The organism is Streptomyces sp. NBC_00259 (assembly GCF_036181745.1).
GTDB lineage: Bacteria > Actinomycetota > Actinomycetes > Streptomycetales > Streptomycetaceae > Streptomyces > Streptomyces pratisoli.
Map to the genome: position 1 here is coordinate 396,808 of NZ_CP108080.1, position 17,782 is coordinate 414,589.

The window sequence follows — 17,782 nt, forward strand, 5'->3', positions numbered from 1 at the left end:
CGCGGCGCTCGCGTCGATCACGTCGTTCCGGTGAGGCTAGGGGCGCCGCCACGACGGGTCCTGCTCCACGGTGGCCAAACCGCGGCGCGGAAACACGACGATCCGTAGGTTGCCAGGGCGTTCGCGGCCGGGACCGCGGCCACCGCCGCCGGCGTGCGAGTCGCCGTCGGCGTGCGGGACCGCCCTGGCCTCAGCAGATGCGCGGCAGTTGCTCCCCGAGCGGCATGTCGACCACGCGGGTGCCGCCGAGCCCCGTGCGGGCCACCACCATTCCGGGGTGCGCCTCCACCGCCTCTCCGATCACCGCGGCCTCGCGGCCCAGCGGATGCGCGCGCATGGCCGCCAGCACGGCGTCGGCGTGCTCGCGCGGGACGAACGCGACGAGCTTGCCCTCGTTCGCGACGTACATCGGGTCGAGGCCGAGCACGGCGCAGGCGTTGGCGACGGCGGCCGGGACGGGGACGGCGCGTTCCTGGACGACGACGCCCGTGCCGGAGGCGGAGGCGATCTCGTTGAGCGCGGCGGCCAGTCCCCCGCGCGTCGGGTCCCGCAGGACGTGCAGATCCTCGGTGACGGCGAGCATCGCCTCCACCAGACCGGCGAGCGGGGCGCAGTCGCTCTCGATCTCCACCCCGAACTCCAGGCCCTCGCGCACGCTCATGATGGCCACGCCGTGGACCCCGACGGGTCCGCTGACGATCACGACGTCGCCGGGCACGACGCGCTGGGGACGCAGGTCGACACCGTGCGGGATCAGGCCGATGCCCGAGGTGTTGATGAAGATGCCGTCGCCGTGGCCCGCCTCCACGACCTTGGTGTCACCGGTCACCACCTCCACGCCCGCGGTCCGCGCGGCCGCCCCGAGGGCTTCGGCCACGCGCTGCACGACCGACAGCTCGACGCCCTCCTCGAGGATGAACCCGCAGGACAGGTACGCGGGCCGGGCACCGCTCATGGCGAGGTCGTTGACCGTTCCGTTGACGGCGAGGTCGCCGATGCTGCCGCCGGGGAAGAACAGCGGCCGCACCACGAAGGAGTCGGTGGAGAACGCCAGCCGCGCACCGCCCAGTTCGAGCGCCGCGGCGTCGACCGTACCGGCGAGGTCGGGCCCTCCGAAAGCGGGCAGGAAGAGGTGCTCGACCAGCTCCGCGGACATGGCGCCGCCACCGCCGTGGCCCATGACCACGCGCGGCTGGTTCCGCAGCGGCGCCGGGCACGTCCACCCGAGGACGTCCAGGGCTCCGGCTCTCACTTCGGTCGTCTCAGACAACGGCGCTGCCCTCCAGGGAATCCGATGCGGCGGCGGGCGTCAGGTCCAGCCGCCGGTAGAGGTAGTAGGCCGCGCACGCGCCCTCACTGGAGACCATCGTGGCTCCCAGCGGGGTGCGCGGGGTGCAGCTGGTGCCGAACGCCTCGCACTCGTGGGGCTTCAGCAGGCCCTGCAGCACCTCGCCGCTGCGGCACGCCGCCGGTTCGCGGGTGTCGATGCCGGTCACCGAGAAGCGGTGCTCGGCGTCGTACTCCCGGTAGCGCGGGGACAGCCGCCATCCGCTGTCGGGGATCACCCCGATGCCGCGCCAGGAGCGGTCGGTGACCTCGAAGACATCGGCCAGCATGGCCCGGGCGGCGGGGTTCCCCTCGGGCCTGACGGCCCGCGGGTAGGCGTTGTCCACGGTGTGCTCGCCGCGCTCCAGCTGGAGGACGGTGCGGCGTACTCCTTCGAGGATGTCCAGGGGCTCGAACCCGGTCACCACGATGGGGACCTCGTACCGCTCGGCGAGATCCGGGTACTCGCCGGTGCCCATCACGCTGCAGACGTGGCCGGCGGCGAGGAAGGCCTGTACGCGGCAGCTCGGGGAGCGCATGATCGCGTCGATCGCGGGCGGTACGCGCACATGGGACACCAGCAGGCTGAAGTTGGGGATGCCGAGCTTGCGGGCCTGGTACACCGTCATGGCGTTGGGGGGCGCGGTGGTCTCGAAGCCGATGCCGAAGAACACGACCTCGCGGTCCGGGTTCTGCTGGGCGACACGCAGCGCGTCGAGCGGTGAGTACACCACTCGTACGTCGCCGCCCTCACTGCGCACCTGGAACAGGTCGCGGTCCGTTCCCGGCACGCGCAGCATGTCCCCGAAGGAGCAGAAGATCACCCCGGGCCGGGACGCGATCGCCAGCGCCTTGTCGATGACCTCCAGCGGGGTGACGCAGACCGGGCAGCCCGGGCCGTGGATCAACTCCACCTCATCGGGCAGGAGTTGGTCGATGCCGTGCCGGATGATGGTGTGGGTCTGGCCTCCGCAGACCTCCATCAGCGCCCACGGCCGGGTCACGGTGGAGCGGATCTCGTCGAGCAGCCGCCTCGCCAGGTCGGGGTCCTGGAACTCGTCGATGTACTTCACTGCTGGGCCTCCAGGGGGTCGCCGAACTCCTCCTGGAGGAGGCCGAGGGTCTCGAACAGCTCCAGGGTCCGCCGCGCCGACTCTTCGTCCAGCCGCTGCAGGGCGAACCCCACGTGGACGATGGCGTATTCACCGACCCGCAGATCGGGCAGATACTCCAGGCACACCTCCTTGACGACGCCGCCGAAGTCGACGGTGGCCATACGGGTGCCGTCCCGGTCCTCGATGTCCAGCACCCTGCCGGGTACCGCCAGGCACATGTGTCTCTCCTCGCTGTCGTGCCGCGTGCCGCTGTCGTGCTTCGTGCCGCCGCGTCATCCGCTCTCTCCCGTGCCGGCCCCTCCCGTGCCGGTTCTCGCCGTCGCGCGGGCGGCCACGACGAGCTGGCCGAGCGCCAGTCCTCCGTCGTTCGGGGGGATCCTGTGGTGGCGCAGCACGGTGAACCCGTCCTCCCGCAGACCCCGGGCGCAGGCGGAGGAGAGCAGCGCGTTGGCGAACACTCCGCCGGTCAGCGCCACCGTCCCGAGCCCGTGCCGTTCGCGGGCCATCACGCAGATCCTGCGCACCAGTGCCGCGACCGCCGCGTGGAAGCGCGCCGCGACGACGGGTGCCGGGACGCCCGCGCGTACGTCGTCCGCGACCGCCGCCAGGACGGGTGCGGAGTCCGCGGTCAGCGCGGCCCCGGGTCCGGCGCCGGCCGGCCGCAGGGTGAAGGCGTAGGCCTCGCCGTACCCGCTCCCGGCCGTCACCGCGGCCCCTTCGAGCTCGATGGCCGCCTGCGCCTCGTACCCGGCGCTCTGGCACACGCCCGCCAGCGAGGAGACGGCGTCGAACAGCCGGCCCATGCTCGACGTGGGCACACAGTTCAGGTTTCGCTCCAACTGCCGTTCCAGGAGCCGCAGTTCCTGGGACGGGCAGGCGGCCACGCACGGCAGGTCACCGCTCCATTCGAGGCCCGCGGCGCGCAGATGGGCGAGGGCCATGCGGTACGGGCGCTGTACGGCCACGTCGCCGCCGGGGAGCGGGACGTACGCGAGGTGTGCGTAGCGGATGAAGCCGTCGTAGTCGGCGAGCAGGAACTCTCCGCCCCACACCGCTCCGTCGTCGCCGTATCCGGTGCCGTCGAAGGCGACTCCGATCACCGGCCGCCCGCCGTCCAGGCCGTGCTCGGCCATGGCGGCCGCGACATGCGCGTGATGGTGCTGTACGCGGACGAGGGGCCGGCTCTCCGCGTTGTGCGCCGCCCAGCGGGCGGAGCGGTAGCCGGGGTGGCGGTCGGCCGCCAGCATTCCGGGCCGTACCCCCGTGATCTCCTCCAACTGCTCCTCGGCGCAGGCGAAGGCATGGTGCGTGGCCAAGTCGTCCATGTCGCCGATGTGGGCGGACAGCCAGGCCTTGCGGTCCTTGCCGAGGCAGAAGGTGTTCTTGAGGTCGCCGCCGACGGCGAGGGCCGGGCGGACGGACACGGGCAGGGTGACGGGCAGCGGGGCATGGCCGCGGGAACGGCGCAGCGTCAGCGGTTCTCCGTCGCAGACACGCACCACGGAGTCGTCGCACGGGACATGGATCGGGCGGTCGTGCAGCAGCCAGGCGTCGGCCAGGTCGGCCAGCCGCTCCAGTGCTTCCTCGTCGTCGGTGACGATCGGCTCACCGCCCATGTTGCCGCTGGTCATGACGAGGAGGCGGGGCCCGGGGCCCTCGTCGCCGGGAAGCCCGAGCAGCAGGTGGTGCAGTGGGGTGTACGGGAGCATGACGCCGAGGTCCGGGCTCCCGGGGGCGACCGCCTCGGCCGGCCTCGGGGCTCCGGGCCGCGGGAGGGGTTCGCTCCGGCGGCGCAGCAGGACGATGGGCCGGATGCTCCCGGTGAGCAACTCCCGTTCCGCCGCGTCCAGATGGACGAGGTGGTCGATGTCCGTGAGGTCCCCGGCCATCAGCGCGAAGGGCTTGTCACCGCGCGCCTTGCGGCGGCGCAGCAGGGCCACGGCGGCCGCGTTCGTCGCGTCGCAGGCGAGGTGGTAGCCGCCGAGCCCCTTCACCGCGAGGATCGCGCCGTCGGACAGGAGCAGACGCGCCTCGGCGACCGGGTCGGCGCCGACCGGACCGCCCAGGCTCCGGTCGTTCGGGTCGGGCGCGACCACGTGCCGGGATCGCAGCCCTGGCGCGGCGGGCGCCACGATCATCCGCAGCCGGGGCCCGCAGCAGGGGCAGGCGACGGGCTGGGCGTGGAAGCGGCGGTCGGCCGGATCGGCGTACTCCCGGGCGCAGTCGGCGCACATCGGGAAGTCGGCCATCGTGGTGTGCTCGCGGTCGTAGGGCAGGCCCTTGACGATGGTGAAGCGCGGACCGCAGTGCGTGCACGTGATGAAGGGATGCCGGTGGCGGCGGTCGGCCGGATCGGCGAGCTCCCGGAGGCAGTCGGCGCAGGTGGCCGTGTCCGGGGAGACCAGAGTGCGCACCGGGCCGTCCGTCGTCGAAGCGACGATGATGAATCCGCTTCCGCCGGTTACGGGAACCTCCTGGTCGTGGACCGATTCGACGAGCGCGAGGGGCGGGGCCTCCTCGGCGATCCGGGCACAGAACCGGGCCACGGCGAGCGGTGTCCCCTCGACCTCCGCGACGACGCCTTCCCCGGTGTTGGTCACATGGCCGGTCAGCTCCAGTTCCGTGGCGAGGGCGTAGAGGAACGGCCGGAAGCCGACGCCCTGCACCACGCCCCGGACGGTGACCCGGCGCCGGCGCACGGTCGGGTCGACGGCGAGCCCCGGCATCGGGGCGGCCAGGCCCTGCCGGGATGTGGTCACGACCTCGCCCGCGCCATCACCGGCGTGTGGACTCCGGTGCCTTCGGTGGCGGCCAGCGCCCGGTCGAGCAGGACTCCGGCCCCCTCACCGGTGCGCGCGGACGTCAGGACCACGTCCACGCCGGGGTTGACCTGTTCGACGTGGGCGCGGAAGGCGGCCTCGTCGAAGCCGACGGCCGTCGCGATGTCGGTCTTGGTGACGACCACGAGCTGGGCGAGTCCGAAGGCGGTGGGGTACTTCAGCGGCTTGTCCTCGCCTTCGGTGACCGAGGCGAGCACGACTCTGAGCGACTCGCCGAGGTCGTACGAGGCGGGGCAGACGAGGTTGCCGACGTTCTCCACGAACAGCAGCCGGGTGTCCTCGGGCAGCCAGCCGTCCAGATGGCCGGCGAGCATGTCCGCCTCCAGATGGCAGAGCCCGTCGGTGAGGACCTGCTTGACCGGGAGTCCGGACCTGGCGAGGCGCACGGCGTCGTTCTCGGTGGCCAGGTCGGCCGTGAGGGCCGCGGCCCGTACGCCCCGCTCGCGCGCCAGCAGCAGCTCGCCCTCCAGCAGCGCGGTCTTGCCGCTGCCCGGGCTGGAGAGCACGTTGACGACCGTCGTCCCGCGGGCCGCCAGCTCAGCGCGCAGTGTCTGCGCTGTCGCGTCGTTCTTGGCCAGCACGGCCTGTTGCAGATCGACCACACGGCACATGGATCAGCCCTCCTCGGAGATCGGTTGGCGGACGCGTACGTCCGCGGGGTCGTCGTCCCACTCCACGGCCGCGATCCGCAGCTCGCGGCCCGCGACGAGCTCCGCGGTCGCCTGCCCGCACTCCGGACAGCACAGCCGCGGTGGCATGCCCACCGCCCATTCGTCCGCGCACGCCTCGCAGCGGGCACGGCCGGGAACGGGCTCGGTGACCAGCGCGGCTCCTTCCAGAACGGTGCCTTCGCAGGCGAGCTGGAAGGAGAAGGCGAGCGCGTCGGGGACCACTCCGGCCAGTTCGCCGATCCGCAGGCGTACGGTGCGCACCGCGGTGGCGCCGTGGGAGCGCGCCGCTTCCTCGACCTGGTCGACGACGGCCAGCGCGATGGACATCTCGTGCATCGGTCTCCGTCCTGCGGGGCAGTCGGCCCGTGCGGCCCGATGACAGGCGACGCGGCCGTGCCCATTACAGGCGCGACCGTGGGGACCCGGCCGACCGGCACGCCGAGGCCACCCGGTTGCGTACGCCGTTCGGTGCAGCCGCCGGGCGCCCGCGTCCGCCCGGGCGACGCCGCGTCACATCCTGCGGATGCGCAGGTAACGCTTGAGGTCGGGGAAGAACCCCTTGACGAGGGCGGCCAGCGCGGTGACAGCGGCGGCTGCTCCGCCGACGACTTTCTTGTTCACGGTGTGCTCCTCATGTCAGGGCTGTGTGGTGCACCAGGTCCATGACCATCCGGACGGCCTCCGGTACGGCGGCGGCCACCTGCGGGCTGAGTCCGATGCCCTCGTCGACGCGGGCGGGTTCGCAGCCGACGACGAAGGTGCGGCGCGGCGGGTGGGCTCCCGTGCCCGCGCAGAGCGTGTCCAGCAGGGCGAGGACGGCGTCCGGTGACATCCGGTGGCCGTCGAGCGGCACGCCGTCCGCGATGCCGCCCGTACCGTCGGGTGTGCTCGCCCCGTCGGGAGTGCCGGCCTCGATCAGATGGAGCGTTCCGGGCTCGCTGCCGCGCGCGGTCGCGTCGACGAGGACGAGGGTGTCGTAGCCGTCGAGGAGCTGGTAGGCGAGGTGGACGCCCCGGATGCCGATGTCCATGACCTCGACGTGGCCCGGCAGTTGACGGCCGGTGAGTGCGCGTACGGTCTCGACGCCGAAGCCGTCGTCGCCGAGGAAGATGTTGCCGACGCCGGCGACGAGCGTCCGGTTGCCGTTCACGACGCCCCCAGGGGTTCGACCTCGTCGGGCTGGAAGTACAGGAACCGGCCCTGCTCCCGGCGGATGTCGGCGCCGGGATCGCCTTCGACGGTCACGGCGATGTGCACCCCGCCGTCCACGTCGTGCAGGACGGCCTCGACCAGGGCGGCGCGGCCGTGCAGGAAGAGGTCCTGGGCGTCACTGTGGCGCAGCCCCGGCCGCAGTACGACCCGGCTGCCGGCGCCCACCGGCACGCCGCCGACCACGACCTGATCGTGCTCCGGGTCGACGTCCGTGTCGCCCCCCGGGTCCCACCAGGGCGTTTCCGGTCTGGCGGTGCCGTGTTCGCCGAACCCCGAGGGTCCAGGCCGGCTGATCTCCTTGAGGCTGCGGACCGCGCCGTGCAGCCGCTCCAGGACCTCGGGGGGCATGGAGTCGGCCAGCTCGACGACGGCCGCCGCCCGGGCGTCCGTGCCCCGGGCCTCCCGCTTCTCCTCGTCGGTGAGGGCCGCGGTGCGCAGGGCCAGGATCTCGTCGATCTCGGTCGCGTCGTACAGGGCGCCCGGGCTCTCCGGCGCGATGGCCGGGTGGTCCTCCAGGATGATCGGCGAGGAGAGCACGAGGTCCGCACGGCCGGGTTCGCCCGCGAGGACGGGCCAGGTGTGCAGGTTCCGGCAGGCCTTGACGGCGCCCTTGGCCCACTGGGGCGGATCGGTCATCGAGAGGAACGCGCCCGCGTCCAGGCACAGCAGCAGATGGCTGGCGACCAGCGAGTGCGGCAGCGCCGCGTCGCGTTCCGCGCCGGGCTCCGGCATCCAGGTGCTGGTGTTCTCCACGACGGCGGTCAGCCGCATCGTCCGGTAGGGGCCGTCGAGTTCGGCCGCGGAGAGGCGTACGACCCCGCTGATCTCCTCCCGGCGGCGTACGAGCCTGCCCACCGTGCGACCGGCGCCGTCCTGGACGGGTTCGGTCTCCTCGCCGGCGGGCCGGGTGAAGGGGATGACCGCGCCCTCGCCGGCCAGCGCGCTCACGGGCACGGTCAGTTCGACGCGTTCCTCCAGGCCTTCGTCCCACGGGACCAGGACCCGGTCGTGGAGGCGGAGCTCGCCGACCGTCTCGAACGCGCCGTCCGCGCCTGCCTGTTGCACGATGCGCCGCTGCGTGTGCAGGAAGCGGATCTCGACCGCGAGGCTCGCGCCGGGCTTCGGCTCCATGAGGCATTCGGTGTGCTGGAACTCGTGCTCCTCGCAGCCGGCGCTCCACGCGGGCGGCACGAGCACCCCGAACTGCCAGCGCAGCCTGTTCTTGGCGGCCGAGGCCCGGTACGGGTACAGCACATAGCCCTCGAAGAGCACGGCGTCGGCCACCTGGCGTGCGGTGGCGAGCCGGGCCTCGGTCGCCGGGGTGAACACGGCGGTGGTCATGGGGCCGTCCTCTCGTCCGTCGCGTCGAGGAGCGCCGCGATGGTGCTCTCCCAGGACGGCAGGGCCCGCCGCGACCGGAAGGCGAGCAGGGCGTCCATGCTGTCGCGGGGCAGCCGGATCCAGCCGCAGCCGGGGAAGTGCTGCTCGAGCATCTCCTGCCAGATCTTCACCGGCATCCGGAACGACGCCTCCCGGTCCCAGGGCACCGGTTCGACATGGAAGCCGCCGGCGCCGGTGAACGCGGTGCCGGAGAAGAGCATCAGCAGCGGCACCTCGCCTTCGCTCAGCGCGTGCGCGTAGCGGGTCGCGGCGACGTCCATGTCGTAGGTGCAGGGCACGACGAGGTCGGTCTCGGTCTCTCCGGTGAAGCCGGGCACCATGACCGAGACCTGTGCGAACTGCAGCGGGTGCAGGGTGCTGCCCCAGCGTGAGCGTTCCCCGAAGAGGTCTCGCACTCCGTCGGCCTCGTCGTCGGCGTAGCCGCGGCGGGCCGGTTCGATGCGCAACTGGCAGCGCAGGGCGAGCGCGTGGACCCGCGTTCCCTCGGAGGCGGTGATCCGCAGCCGGAAGACGAGCGTGGGTCCTGCGGCGTACGGATCCGCCCGTACTCCCGTACAGGTGAAGGTGAGGTGGGTCATGACCTGCTCTCCTGGAGCGGGGTGGCCTGTCGGCGTACGCGGTCGAAGAAGGCGTCGAGACCGGCGCGGGCCTCCGCCCCGCCGTCGAAGCCCTGCCAGCTCAGCCGCATCCGGCCCACCAGTTCGTAGGCGCTGTCGACCGGCACCAGATGGCACTCGGTGCGGTCGTCGGTGCGGCGCAACAGCAGGGCCTCCACATCGGGTTCGAGCATGCCGGCGAGTGGTGTGGCGGCGAGCAGGGTCTCCCAGGACGAGGGCTCCAGCTCGCTCTCGGTCGCGCCGGCCGGGCTCGGGTAGAGCACGACCGGGAGGTCGAGTGCGGAGTTGCGGAAGCAGAAGGCGACTCCGACCGGGATCCGCAGAAGTTCCCAGGTGGTGTCGTCGATCCGGTGACCGGGGTCGGAGAGGTAGCGGCCGGGTACCGCCCGGAAGCGTCCCTGCGACGCGCCGGGCCGGTCCAGGAGGTGGGCACACGGGACGCAGGCGCAGGCGAGCCGCCGCTGCTCGGTGTCCACCAGGTGCCGGTGGCGGTCGTCGGGCAGCGGTACGCCGCACAGTTCGCAGCGTTCCTCGCGAGGCGCCCGGGGCGCCGTGAAGCGGCGCAGTCCGCGGAGGTCCGGGGCGGGCCGCGGCCGCCCCGAACCCTTCGGGTACGCGCTCACGTCGCCGCGGCCGGGGACCGGCCGGCGGCGACTGCGCTGTCCGGCGGGCCGATGCCGATCTGGAGGAGCGCCGGCTCGCGCGGGGCGGCGACCGGATCCAGTTCCACGGCCGTCACCTCGGGGGCGAAGCAGGCGAGTGCCTCCACGGCGGCCTGCCGGGCGACCTCCTGCGTGCTGGGGCAGCCGCAGCCCGTCGAGCCCGTGAGGCGCAGCCGCAGGACTCCGGTCGTCTCGTCGAATCCGGCCGATTCGAGCGAGTGCTGGACCCCGCGCAGGGCGCGCGCGATCCGGGTGGGGATGTCCTCGGGGTGCAGGTCGTGGAGGACCAGCAGGCTGGAGACGAGTCCGTCGCCGAGCAGTCCGGACAGCGGTGCGGGCCGCGGTTCCGCCTCGTGCTGTCCGCCGGCGGGGTGGCCGAGCAGCTCGACGGTCCTGGCCAGCCCCGCTCCGTAGAAGTCCATCAGGACCCGCACCAGTTCCTCCGCGGCCGTGCACGCCCGCTCGTCGCCGCCGGCCGCCAGCCGGTCGAGGATCTCCTCGACGCGCCGGCCCGCCTGTTCCGCGGTGACCGCGCTCATCCGGCGAGACCGCTCAGTCCGGTGGGCACGTGCATCGACTTCACGGTCTTGCCGCCGCCGACGTACATGTGGACGCCGCACGGCAGACAGGGGTCGAAGCTGCGGACGGCGCGCATGATGTCGATGCCCTTGAAGTTCTCCGGCGGGTTCTCCTCGAAGATCGGGGTGTTCTGCACGGCGTCCTCGTAGGGGCCGGGCGTGCCGTAGGTGTCGCGGGTGCTGGCGTTCCAGGGGGTGGGCGGGTAGGGGTGGTAGTTGGCGATCTTGCCGTCCCTGATGACCATGTGGTGGGAGAGGACGCCGCGTACGGCCTCGGTGAAGCCGACTCCGATGGACTCGTCCGGTACGTCGAACTTCTCCCAGGTCTGGGTCCGCCCGGCGCGTACCTCCTCCAGGCCCTTCTCCGCGCAGTGCAGGGCGACGGCGGCGGCGTACGCCTGGAAGTAGGTGCGGGCGCGGTTGCGCTCCAGCGCGTTGCTCCACTGCGGGATCTTCCACTCGAAGGTGGTCTCCGGCTTGGTGAGCGTGCGCGGCAGGTTGATGACGACGCTGTGGCCGGTGGCCTTGACGTAGCCGATGTCGACGAGCCCGGACAGCGCCGTGGACCAGAGCCGGGCGATGGGGCCGCCTCCGGTGTCCAGGGGCAGGTGTTCCTTGCCGTCGAACCAGCGCGGGGACATGACCCAGCTGTACTTGTCGTCGAAGTCCCGCTTCTGCGGGGCGGGGATGGTGTGCTGGTTCCAGGGGTGGCGGGGGTCGACCGGGTTGCCGAGCGGGTCGTGGGTGACGAACTGCTCCTGGCCCTCCCAGTCCTCGTAGTACGAGCTGCCGAGCAGGATCCGGATGCCGAGGTTGATCTGGGTGAGGTCGTTGGTGACGAGCTTGCCGTCCACGATGACGCCGGGGGTGACGAACATCTTCCGTCCCCAGTCGGTCATGTTGGCGTACGTGAAGTCGCAGTACTCCGGGTCGTTGAGGGCTCCCCAGCAGCCGAGCAGCACCCGTCTGCGGCCGACCTCCTCGTAGCCGGGCAGCGCCTCGTAGAAGAAGTCGAAGAGGTCGTCGTGCAGCGGGACGACGCGCTTCATGAACTCGACGTAGCGCATGAGCCGGGTCATGTAGTCCGTGAAGAGCTGGACGGAGGCGACCGTGCCCACGCCGCCCGGGTACAGGGTGGAGGGGTGCACGTGGCGCCCCTCCATCAGACAGAACATCTCCCGGGTGTAGCGGCTCACCTGGAGGGCTTCGCGGTAGAACTCGCCCTCGAGCGGGTTCAGCGAGCGCATGATGTCGGCGATGGTGCGGTAGCCGTGCTCCGCGGCGTGCGGCGCCTCGGTGCGCTCCGCCAGCTCCAGGACACCGGGGTTGGTCTCGCGGACCATCTTCTCGCAGTAGTCGACCCCGACCAGGTTCTCCTGGAAGATGTTGTGGTCGAACATGTACTCGGCGGACTCGCCGAGGTTGATGATCCATTCGCCGAGGTGCGGCGGCTTCACCCCGTAGGCCATGTTCTGCGCGTAGACCGAGCAGGTGGCGTGGTTGTCACCGCAGATGCCGCAGATGCGGCTGGTGATGAAGTGCGCGTCGCGCGGGTCCTTGCCCCGCATGAAGACGCTGTAGCCACGGAAGACGGACGAGGTGCTGTAGCACTCGGCGACCCGCTTCTGCTTGAAGTCGATCTTCGTGTGGATGCCGAGACTGCCCACGATCCGGGTGATCGGATCCCAGGACATCTCCACCAGGCCGTCGCCGGCCTTCTTCGCCTGTGTCGCCATCGTGTCTGCGGTGCCCTTCTTCACGTCTTCGAGCTTCAGGTCTTCGAGCTTCAGGTCTTCGAGCAGGAGCTGGTGGGGCCGGTGTCCTGGGGGTGCGTCACCACGGCGGGCGGTAGCCGGTGGTGATCTTCTCTCCCGTGTGACGCCACTTGGGCTCCTTGTCCACGGTCCTGGCCGTGATGTTGCGGAGCCTGCGGATCACCGCGCCGTACGCGCCGCTCGCGGTGCTGGAGAGCTTGCCGCCGGGCGGCTCGTCCATGAACGGCATGAACTTGTCGGGGAAGCCGGGCATGGTGCAGGCGATGCAGATGCCGCCCACGTTGGGGCAGCCGCCGATGCCGTTCATCCAGCCGCGCTTGGGCACGTTGCACTTGACGACGGGGCCCCAGCAGCCGATTTTGACCAGGCACTGGGGCGAGTCGTACGTCTCGGCGAACTGGCCCTGCTCGTAGTAGCCGGCCCGGTCGCAGCCCTCGTGCACGGTGGCGCCGAACAGCCAGGTGGGACGGAGCTTGTCGTCGAGCGGGATCATCGGCGCGGAGCCTGCCGCCTGGTAGAGCAGATACGTCAGCGTCTCGGCGAAGTTGTCGGGCTGGATCGGGCAGCCGGGCACACAGACGATGGGGATGCCCGCCTTGGACTTCCACTCCCAGCCCAGGTAGTCGGGCACGCCCATCGCGCCGGTCGGATTGCCCGCCATCGCGTGGATGCCGCCGTAGGTGGCACAGGTGCCGATCGCGACGACGGCGAGCGCGTTGGGGGCCAGCCGGTCGATCCATTCGCTGGTCGTGATGGGCTGGCCGGTCTCCGGGTCGTCGCCGAAGCCGCACCAGTAGCCCTCCTGCTTGATCGACTCATTGGGCACGGAACCCTCGATGACGAGCACGAAGGGGTCGATCTCGCCGCGCTCGCCCTTGAAGAACCACTCGATGAAGGTGTCGGCGCCGCCGACCGGGCCGCACTCGAAGTCGATGAGCGGCCAGTGGACCTGGATCTTCGGCAGTCCCGGCAGCCCGGCGAGCACGATCTCCTCGATGCTCGGCTGCATGGCGGCGGTCAGCGCGACCGAGTCGCCGTCGCAGCTGAGACCCGCGTTGATCCAGAGGATATGGATCGGCTTTTCGTCGGTTGCGGCCGCGCCGGACGAGGCCGCGGCGTCGACCGTGGTCGGCGTTCCTGCATCCATGTGGGCGTCTCCTGGGAGGTATGCGACATAAGAACCCGTATGCGGGCCTTCTTCTCTTGCTAACAGGCTGCCGAACCGGCTGCCACCGCGGCTTCGTCCGGCCGGGTGCCATCCGGAGGTTCCTTACGGACGAACGCCCGGCGCAGCCGGTGGTACGGAGCCGTGGGGTCGGAGAAGGTGCGGAGCATGCGGGCCAGTTCCTCCTCGCGGTAGGCGGCAAGGGGCTTCGTCGCCTCGTGGCGCTCGCGTTCCGCCTTCTTCGACGCGATCCGGGACGCGGTCGCCGGAAACGGTGCGAGTCGTGCCGCCAGCCGGGTGACCTCGCCGGTGAAATCCTGTGGGCCGCAGTCGACGACCCGGTCGGCCAGCCCGTACCGCAGTGCGGCGGTGGCCGTCACCGGCATCGCGTCCTGGGTGAGGCGCTCGGCGAGGGGAGCGCCCACCCGGCGGGGCAGGGAGTACGTCCAGTACTCCGAGCCGTACAGGCCCATGAGGCGGTAGTGCGGGTTGAGCACCGAACCCGCCCTGCACCAGATCTCGTCCGCGGCAAGCGCGAGCATGACCCCGCCCGCGGCCGCGTTGCCGCCGACAGCGGCCACCACCAGTCGGTCCGTGGTGGTCAGGACGGCCTCCACCAGGTCGTCCATGGCGTTGATGTTGGCCCAGGACTCGGCCGCGGGGTCGGCGGCCGCCTCGATGACGTTGAGGTTGATGCCGTTGGAGAAGAAGTCCCTGCCGCCTCCGAGCACCAGTACCGAGGTGGGCCGGGAGCAGGCCACGCGGTAGGCGTCGAGCAGACGGCGGCAGTGCGCCGTGCTCATCGCACCGCCGGGGAAGGAGAACGACAGCAGGCCGACGTGCCCCTCCTCCCGGTACCGGATGTCGGTCCAGGTGCGGCGCCGGTCGCCGAGGTGCAGCGGGGCGGGACGTTCCGGCAGTGCCGGGAGGCGGCCGGCGAGGGCCAGCGTGGCGGGCAGTTTGACGCCGGCCGGCCCCTGCGGGCGGCGGCGCGGGCGCAGTTCGGGAATCCACACCGCGCCGTCGGTGGTCGCGCGGCAGACGGCGCCGGCCCTGGTGGCGAGCAGCTCTCCCGGCCGGCCCCGCAGCCGATCCTCCGGATGCCCACCGTGAAGGAACCATTCGCCGCCGAGCAGCTCGTCCAGCACCCCCGGCTGGGAGTCGGCGGCGCGCAGTGTGCGCAGGACGGTCTCGGTGGGGTCGTCCTCCCAGGAGATCCGCCGGTGTTCCTGGCGGAGGTAGGGCCGGGTCCTGATCTCGACCGCCGAGGGGTCCTGGGGCCGGGGCGTGTACGTACCGGAGGCGAAGCGCTCGACCGCGAGCAGGACGGCGGCCAGTGCCGCGTCGGAGACCTCGCCCCGGTACAGATCGCTCTTGGCGAGCGGCGGAAGGACGCAGTCGGCCGTGGCCCACACGGCGCCGGCGTCCATCTCCTCGTCCGCCTGGAGCACGGTGACACCCCAGGACCGGACGTCCTCCTGGACGGCCCGGTCCAGGGAGGACGGCCCGCGGTCCCCGACGGGTCCCGGGTGGACGACGAGACAGGTGTGCCGGGTCCACACATCGCGCGGGACGGCGGTCTTCAGCATGGGGGCGACGACGAGCCGCGGCCGGTGCCGGCGGACGGCGTCCCGCACGGCATCGCCGTGCGGCGTGCGCTCCACGGCGACGGTGTGTCCGCGGTCCCGCAGTTCCGCGTGGACTCGCTGGGTGAGGCTGTTGTAGGCACTGGCGATGAGCAGGATGTGCATGGCGGCCTTCACCGATCCGGCGGCTGACGGCCGGTGGGGGATCCGGCCGTCAGCGATCGTCCGCCCCAGCGGGCCGCCGCGGCCGGTACGGAGCCGCCGGGGTCACTCGAAAGCGACCACCTGCGCGACCGATCGGCGGCGCCGGTGGCACCGCGGCCGGGCCCGGCGGCCCTCGGCCTCAGAAGGCCGTGTACCGCTCCGGCATGGGGAACTCCACGCCGTCCAGCTCCAGCGTGCAGCCGGGCTTGATCCGCACCAGGTGCGGCTGGTGCACCCGGATGACGAACCCGCGGACGGGATCGTCCGGCAGCTCGCCGCTCAGCACGGTCGTCCCCGTACCGTGTTCGCGCCGGTACGCGATCACCTTGCCGTCGACCAGGAGCTCGATGCCCCCGGTCCTGCCTGGGCCGACGTTCACGGTGATCGAGTGATCGCCCCGGTCGACGTGGAAGTGATGGTTGCGCGACATGGCACACCTCCGCGGTGGCACGCGTAATCCAGCGTAAGTCCGCCGCACGGTGGTCCGCAGGGCGGCGGGCGGCCCGCCGACCGGCACGTGAGGCGCCCTTGTCGCTTTGTCGATCGTCCCGGACATTGTCGGCATGACGATCGTCGCGCTGCTCGGCACCCTCGACACCAAAGGCATCGAGTACGGGTGGCTGCGGGAGCGGCTGCTGCGGCACGGAGTCGAGGTCGTCGTCATCGACGCCGGCGTCATGGGCGAGCCCCGGTTACGTGCGGACGTCCCGCGCGCCCAGGTGGCCTGGGCGGCGGGCGCCGATCTCAGCCGGCTGCGGGCCGAGGGGGACCGTGGTGCGGCCGTGACGACGATGGCCCACGGCGCGGCCGAGATCGTCCTTCGTCTGTACGAGGCGGGCCGGCTGCACGGTGTGCTGGCCGTCGGCGGCAGCGGCGGTACGTCCATCGCGACCCGGGCCATGCGGGGACTGCCCCTCGGCGTACCGAAACTGATGGTCTCCTCGATGGCCTCCGGCGATGTCTCGCCGTACGTCGGCGCCACGGACATCACGATGATGTACAGCGTGGTCGACATCGCCGGCGTCAACACGATCTCGGCCCCGGTGCTGGCGAACGCCGTCGACGCCGTCGCCGGCATGGCGAAGGGGTTCGCCGCCGCTCCCCGGGCGCTGCGGCCGGAGAGCCTCGCCGCGGGCGGTTCCGGCTCGGGCGGCAGGCCGCTGGTGGCGGCGAGCATGGCGGGGGTGACGACCCCCGGGGTCGACGCGGCACGGGAGCGGCTGACCGAGCTCGGCTACGAGGTGCTGGTGTTCCACACGAGCGGCGCCGGCGGTCGTACGCTCGAATCGCTGGCCGCACAGGGGCTGTTCGCGGGCGTGCTGGACCTGACGCTCAGCGAACTGGCGGACGAGCTGGTCGGGGGCATTCTGACCGCGGGCCCGGACCGGCTGCGCGCCGCGGGCCGCCGGGGCACTCCGCAGGTGGTGAGCCTGGGCGCACTGGACATGGTGAAGTTCGGCCCGGTCGACTCGCTTCCGGCGCGGCTGCGCGACCGCGACGTGCGGGTCCACAACCCGTCCATCACCGTCATCCGTACGACCGCGCCGGAGTGCGCCGAACTGGGCAGGGGCATCGCCTCGAAGCTGCGGGACGCCACGGGACCGGCCGAGGTGTGCGTCCCGTTGCGCGGGCTGTCGACTCTCGGGGCGCCGGAAGGGCCGTACCACGACCCGGTCGCGGACGCGGCACTGTTCGCGGCGCTGCGGGACGGGCTGCGAGAGAGCACTGTGGAAGTGGTGGACTTCGCCACCCACATCAATGACCCGGCCTTCGGGCGTGCCGCGGCGGAGCGGCTGCACCGGCTGATCACCGGCGCCGGGAAGGCGTCCGCCGAGGACTGCGCCTGACGGGTGCGCGGCCGGGATTCACGGCGTCCGGAGTGCCGACGGCGCCGCCGGACCCCGGTCCCGGACCGTACACCTGCCCGTGACCGGCTGTTTCCGCATATAGCCCCACGGGGCCAAGCGGTGCTAGAAAGGACAGCGTGATCAGGCGCTTCGACCGATTGCGGGGCGTGTCGGTTCGGCCACTGATCGGCAAACGCCCCAGGAGCGTCGCCGGGCAGGTCTTCATCCTCCAGGTGGCGGTCGTGGTGCTGCTCGTTCTCGGGACGATCCTCGCCCTGGTGCTCCAGACCCGGCACGACAGCGACCGTGAGGCACGCAACCGGTCGATCGCGGTCGCGGAATCGTTTGCGCACTCCCCCGGGCTCAGCGATGCCCTGAACTCGCCCGATCCGTCCAAGGTGCTCCAGCCGATAACGGAAGAGGCACGCAAGCGCGCGGGCGTCGACTTCATCGTCGTCATGGACACCAAGGGCATCCGGTACACCCATCCGCAGCCGGAGCGGATCGGGCACCGCTTCGTCGGCACCATCGAACCGTCCCTGCGGGGCGAGGTGATCCTCGAGAGCGTCGACGGCCCGCTCGGCCGGGAGGTGCAGGCGGTGGTCCCCGTGACCGGGCCCGACGGCAAGGTCGAGGCGCTGGTCTCCGCCGGTCTCACCGTGCAGAACGTGACCGGCGAGGTGAACCAGCAGCTGCCGGTCATCCTCGGCACGGGCGCGGCGGGCCTCGCGCTGGCCACGGCGGGCACGGCGCTGGCCACCAGACGGCTGAAACGCCAGACCC

Annotated in this window: 17 protein-coding genes and 1 pseudogene; 2 read left to right on the plus strand and 16 right to left on the minus strand. The window is 72.0% G+C overall.

Features of this window, described 5'->3' with window-relative positions:
• Window positions 1-190: 190 nt before the first annotated feature.
• The 16 genes from hypE to OG766_RS01990 all read right to left on the minus strand — a co-directional run bounded on the left by hypE (window position 191) and on the right by OG766_RS01990 (window position 15,582).
• Window positions 191-1,270 carry a hydrogenase expression/formation protein HypE gene (hypE, locus tag OG766_RS01920; RefSeq protein WP_328724379.1) on the minus strand — a complete coding sequence of 360 codons (1,080 nt, stop codon included), beginning with the start codon at window positions 1,268-1,270 and terminating at the stop codon, window positions 191-193.
• Complete coding sequence (hypD, locus tag OG766_RS01925) at window positions 1,263-2,399, minus strand: hydrogenase formation protein HypD (RefSeq protein WP_266377215.1); 1,137 nt, start codon at window positions 2,397-2,399, stop codon at window positions 1,263-1,265. Before hypD ends, hypE begins: the two co-directional genes overlap by 8 nt.
• A complete protein-coding gene (locus OG766_RS01930) occupies window positions 2,396-2,659 on the minus strand; it encodes a HypC/HybG/HupF family hydrogenase formation chaperone (protein ID WP_266377212.1) in 264 nt (87 codons plus the stop codon). The genes hypD and OG766_RS01930 overlap by 4 nt, the downstream gene beginning before the upstream one ends.
• Window positions 2,660-2,713: 54 nt before the next feature.
• On the minus strand, window positions 2,714-5,167 hold the full coding sequence (gene hypF / locus OG766_RS01935) for a carbamoyltransferase HypF (RefSeq protein WP_328727413.1): 2,454 nt from the start codon (window positions 5,165-5,167) through the stop codon (window positions 2,714-2,716).
• 29 nt (window positions 5,168-5,196) lie between these two features.
• Complete coding sequence (gene hypB / locus OG766_RS01940) at window positions 5,197-5,892, minus strand: hydrogenase nickel incorporation protein HypB (protein ID WP_328724380.1); 696 nt, start codon at window positions 5,890-5,892, stop codon at window positions 5,197-5,199.
• Window positions 5,893-5,895: 3 nt separating this feature from the next.
• The gene (gene hypA, locus OG766_RS01945; RefSeq protein WP_266377207.1) at window positions 5,896-6,288 is read right to left on the minus strand and encodes a hydrogenase maturation nickel metallochaperone HypA; all 393 of its coding nucleotides are present in this window, start codon (window positions 6,286-6,288) and stop codon (window positions 5,896-5,898) included.
• Between the two features lie 174 nt (window positions 6,289-6,462).
• Entirely contained in the window at window positions 6,463-6,573 is a 111-nt protein-coding gene (locus OG766_RS36670; RefSeq protein ID WP_423246995.1) for a DUF6893 family small protein, read from the minus strand.
• A gap of 10 nt (window positions 6,574-6,583) precedes the next feature.
• Window positions 6,584-7,102: a hydrogenase maturation protease gene (locus tag OG766_RS01950; protein ID WP_328724381.1), complete on the minus strand. Its 519-nt coding sequence runs from the start codon at window positions 7,100-7,102 to the stop codon at window positions 6,584-6,586.
• Window positions 7,099-8,505, minus strand: coding sequence for a hypothetical protein (locus OG766_RS01955; RefSeq protein WP_328724382.1), 1,407 nt, complete (start codon window positions 8,503-8,505; stop codon window positions 7,099-7,101). The genes OG766_RS01950 and OG766_RS01955 overlap by 4 nt, the downstream gene beginning before the upstream one ends.
• Window positions 8,502-9,143, minus strand: a complete 642-nt coding sequence (locus tag OG766_RS01960) for a DUF6084 family protein (RefSeq protein WP_266377199.1) — start codon at window positions 9,141-9,143, stop codon at window positions 8,502-8,504. Before OG766_RS01960 ends, OG766_RS01955 begins: the two co-directional genes overlap by 4 nt.
• Complete coding sequence (locus tag OG766_RS01965; protein WP_328724383.1) at window positions 9,140-9,805, minus strand: DUF5947 family protein; 666 nt, start codon at window positions 9,803-9,805, stop codon at window positions 9,140-9,142. Before OG766_RS01965 ends, OG766_RS01960 begins: the two co-directional genes overlap by 4 nt.
• Window positions 9,802-10,383 (minus strand): hypothetical protein, encoded by a 582-nt coding sequence (locus OG766_RS01970; RefSeq protein WP_266377193.1) that lies wholly within the window; start codon window positions 10,381-10,383, stop codon window positions 9,802-9,804. Before OG766_RS01970 ends, OG766_RS01965 begins: the two co-directional genes overlap by 4 nt.
• A complete protein-coding gene (locus OG766_RS01975) occupies window positions 10,380-12,158 on the minus strand; it encodes a nickel-dependent hydrogenase large subunit (protein WP_266378370.1) in 1,779 nt (592 codons plus the stop codon). The genes OG766_RS01970 and OG766_RS01975 overlap by 4 nt, the downstream gene beginning before the upstream one ends.
• 97 nt (window positions 12,159-12,255) lie before the next feature.
• Window positions 12,256-13,344: a hydrogenase expression protein HypE gene (locus tag OG766_RS01980; RefSeq protein WP_266377191.1), complete on the minus strand. Its 1,089-nt coding sequence runs from the start codon at window positions 13,342-13,344 to the stop codon at window positions 12,256-12,258.
• A gap of 59 nt (window positions 13,345-13,403) precedes the next feature.
• Window positions 13,404-15,113: an enoyl-CoA hydratase-related protein gene (locus OG766_RS01985; protein ID WP_328724384.1), complete on the minus strand. Its 1,710-nt coding sequence runs from the start codon at window positions 15,111-15,113 to the stop codon at window positions 13,404-13,406.
• A 178-nt stretch (window positions 15,114-15,291) separates the two neighbouring features.
• Window positions 15,292-15,582, minus strand: coding sequence for a hypothetical protein (locus OG766_RS01990; RefSeq protein ID WP_266377185.1), 291 nt, complete (start codon window positions 15,580-15,582; stop codon window positions 15,292-15,294).
• 133 nt (window positions 15,583-15,715) lie between these two features.
• On the opposite strand from OG766_RS01990, the gene OG766_RS01995 reads away from it, so the two are divergent.
• Together OG766_RS01995 and OG766_RS36675 are read left to right on the plus strand one after the other, a co-directional pair.
• Entirely contained in the window at window positions 15,716-16,999 is a 1,284-nt protein-coding gene (locus tag OG766_RS01995; RefSeq protein WP_266377182.1) for a Tm-1-like ATP-binding domain-containing protein, read from the plus strand.
• A gap of 278 nt (window positions 17,000-17,277) precedes the next feature.
• Window positions 17,278-17,634 (plus strand): annotated as a pseudogene (locus tag OG766_RS36675) (histidine kinase); the annotation flags it as partial.
• Between the last annotated feature and the right edge of the window lie 148 nt (window positions 17,635-17,782).